The sequence below is a fragment of the Streptomyces sp. 8L genome (assembly GCF_020176795.1).
In the GTDB taxonomy this organism is placed as follows: domain Bacteria; phylum Actinomycetota; class Actinomycetes; order Streptomycetales; family Streptomycetaceae; genus Streptomyces.
The window spans coordinates 1-3,214 of the sequence record NZ_JAIUKE010000750.1 but is presented as its reverse complement, the minus strand read 5'-3'; the positions used below and the strand labels follow the sequence as shown (position 1 = coordinate 3,214).

At 69.0% G+C, this 3,214-nt stretch carries 3 protein-coding genes; 2 read left to right on the top strand and 1 reads right to left on the bottom strand.

Annotated features, from left to right (window positions below; translation table 11 throughout):
• Both LCE31_RS38225 and LCE31_RS38220 read left to right on the top strand, forming a co-directional pair.
• Positions 1 to 254, top strand: a 254-nt coding sequence (locus LCE31_RS38225) for a DUF6624 domain-containing protein (RefSeq protein ID WP_374118700.1), incomplete at its 5' end; no start/stop codon positions are given.
• A gap of 1,014 nt (positions 255 to 1,268) precedes the next feature.
• A complete protein-coding gene (locus LCE31_RS38220) occupies positions 1,269 to 2,171 on the top strand; it encodes a TauD/TfdA family dioxygenase (protein WP_225022774.1) in 903 nt (300 codons plus the stop codon).
• Positions 2,172 to 2,310: 139 nt separating this feature from the next.
• Here LCE31_RS38220 and LCE31_RS38215 read toward each other — a convergent pair whose 3' ends face one another.
• Entirely contained in the window at positions 2,311 to 3,084 is a 774-nt protein-coding gene (locus tag LCE31_RS38215) for a glycosyltransferase family 2 protein (RefSeq protein ID WP_225022773.1), read from the bottom strand.
• Between the last annotated feature and the right edge of the window lie 130 nt (positions 3,085 to 3,214).

The following is a 3,214-nucleotide window of genomic DNA, read 5'->3' as shown; positions in this document are numbered from 1 at the left end:
TCCAGCATTGGGCGCACCTGCACGACCGTGCCCTGCTCAACCATGGGCACCTCCAGGAGTACGGGACCCAATTCCTCCTACGAGCTGACAGCGTCGAGCGGTGCCCGCTGCTCGCGCCGGGATCGCTGGACGCACGCAGGGCCAGTGTCGGGCTGCCGCCTGCGGCCGTCGCCCTGGAATCGGTACAAGACCGGTACGCCCTGGACCGCCGCGCTCAAAACGACCTGACCAGCCTGCCCTGGAAGGCAGCATGAGCTGATCCGCTGCCACTCCACTAACCGAACGGTTGTGCACAGACGAAGGGACCGTCCGTTTACGCAGTTCCCCACCACTGTCAGTGCCGTCGATGCTGCCCTCTCCCTCAGCACGGCAGCGGAGGGGAGCCGCCCGGGCGCGCAGGTCCCACCTCGACCCAACGGTCGCACCTACCGCGAGCCCCTTCGCAAGCCGCAGGCCCCTTCGCGAGCCCCGCTCACGTAGAGGGAGGGGCGGTGAGATGAGGGCTCGTCAGCGACGCGTAGCAGGGAGTGGCACGAATGAGAACCGATAACGAGGCTGGGCTGCTGGAGGCGCTCCTCGCCTCCGCGCACTCGTCCTCGCAGCACGGATCGGCCCGCCATCGCCTCTTGGAAGGTGATGTGCGGCAGTGGGAACACGAGGAAGCCCGGCGTCTGCGAAACGCGGAGACGGCGCGACGGCCGGTGTCGTTGCTGAGCCACCGGCATCCGCAGGTCTCTCTGGAGGACGCCTACCGGGGCGGTCGGGACGGCGAGCATCGTGGCGGGGACCCGCGTGAGCGTGGCCGTGGACTCGGGCTCCTCGTCCTCGCTGCTCGTCTCGTACGCGTGGCGGTCGGGCGGCGGGGCACCGCGTACGCCGACGATGCCGGCTGCCCACGACTTTGGGGGCCGCGGCCTGTTCCTGGTCAACGCCCTGGTGAGGGAGGTCCATGGCCGGCCCGAGGTCGTCCCGGACCCGGCTACCGACGGCAAGCGGATCGTCATCCGCCTGCCCCTGCCCCTGCCCCCGTCCCCGCCTGATCCATCGTACTTCCGCGCAAAATCTCCGCAGGCGAACTCCCGTCACAAGAAAAGGACATGCTGATTCACCAACGCCGGTACTGACCTCGCCGGTGACCCTGGCGACAGGCACGCCCCCGAGGCCTCACGGCCCGACGAAACACACCCGCTGTCGGACCGTCTTCGGCGTCCGGACGACAACAGCACCCAACGACACCCCGAGAGTGCCAAGAGAGAAGGAGGCTCCGCGTGTTCATCGACATCCCGAGCGAACTCGAAGCCGCTCTGATCGACCGTTTTCTCCCACCCTGGGAGCTGGACGGTTCGTTCCTGGCGAAGTCCACCATGGAGGAGTACCGGACCGAGCTGACGGCCATCCCGCGGTTCGAGGAGACCGCCGCGACGCTGCGCCACGCGCTGGCCGGGGAGGGCGGCGGATACGCCGTGCTGCGCCTGGGGAACCTCGCCAAGGCGCTGAGGACCGACGACGACCGGTTCCTGCGGCTGGCGACAGGATTCGCGGCCGAGGTGGCGGTCCCCTTCTCGCCCTTCCCGCGGTGGTCCCTGTGGAAGGACATCGGGGTCAAGGTCGACAAGGACCCCGGCAAGTCCAGCGGCATCGGGTACAACGCCTTCCACATGGACCTGGTGAACGCGACCCGCCCCCCGGACTACACCACGCTCCTGTGCGTCCACCCTGACCCGCTCGGCGGCGGCCCCAGCATCCTCTCCGACGCCCACGCGGCGGTGGCGCGGCTGTCGGAGAACGGCCGCGCCCTCCTGGCCGAGACGGCTTACCACTACGGGACCTTCTTCGACCTGTACGGCGTCGGCGAGGAGTACAAGCCGTTCCCGATCCTGGACGGCTCCGACCCGGGCGAGGGGTTCGTCCGGTTCACCGCCAAGATGCTGGAGCGGTCCCAGCTCGGCCAGGCGCACGCCGACGCCGCCGGGGAGCTCGCCGAGGAGCTCGTCCGAGGGCAGGTCTCCTTCATGCTCCAGCCTGGGGACTACCTCATCGTGAACCAGCGCCGCTTCCTGCACGGCAGGGAGGCGCTCCACAGCGGTCAGGAGAACGTCCCGGTCGCCGACCGGCGGCTGCTCCTCCAGCTGTTCCTGCGGGCGAGGGCCGGCGACGGCTCGGCCGCGTAGCCGGCGGACGGCACCGATGACCCACCGAGTCCCACGCCCGGTCCCAGCCCCCGAGCACGCGGCACAGCCACGGGGCGGGGCCTGGGCGGGCGCCCCCGGAAACAGTCGCGCACCGGACTCCCTGGGCCCGTGCGCGGAGCTAGATGCGAGAGTTGCGCAGCGACTGCCACACAGCTCCGGCCAGCGCCCGCGTCGACCGGGGAACCGACAGATGCTCGTGCTCGCGGTACAGGGCCCAGTTGTATTGCACGAGCGACAGCTTGTTGGAGGACAACGATCCCGCCTGGTGGGCCCTGTACACCGCAAGCGGCTCATCCAGGCCCCGGGCGTCAGCGCCGTCCCGCATGATCGACAGCCAGAGGGCGTAGTCCTGGCGCTTACGCATCTCCGGCATCAGCCTGGTGCCCAGGACATTGCGGTCGTACATGGCGGTGAGGGCACCGATGTGGTCTCGGACCAGCATCGCGCGGTAGTCCACGTGCTCCCGCGCACGGACCACCCGCCCGTTCGGGACCCAGTCGGTGCTCTCGCCGTCGTAGCCGGCATCCATCTTGAAGTACGAGGCGAACGTCAACGGCGCAGTGCCCTCCGCAGCGAAGGCGAGCTGCTTCTCAGTCTTCTCCGGAAGCCACATGTCATCGCTGTCCAGGAAAGCGATGTAGTCCCCGCGGGCCCGCTTGATCGCGAGGTTGCGGGCCCGGCCTGCACCGCCCCGCTCGGGTGCCGACTCCGGCAGGACGCGCTCGTCCTGCTCGGCGAACTCGCGGAGCAGGTCCATGGAGCCATCGGAGGACTGGTCGTCGGTGACCAGAAGCTCCAGGTCGCTGTGGGTCTGCGTGAGCACCGATCGGACGGCTGCGCCGAGTGTGGCGGCCGAGTTGTAGACGGGCATCACGACGGACACCAGAGGCACTGCGCTTCTCCTTGCTCGGTCAGGAACGACGGTCCATTCAAACACTGGAATCACTAGTAGTGCTTGGTCAGGTTGGTATCGGCTCTGGCATGTTGCGGTGACAGGTGGGGCAGGCGCCGGTCCAGACCGC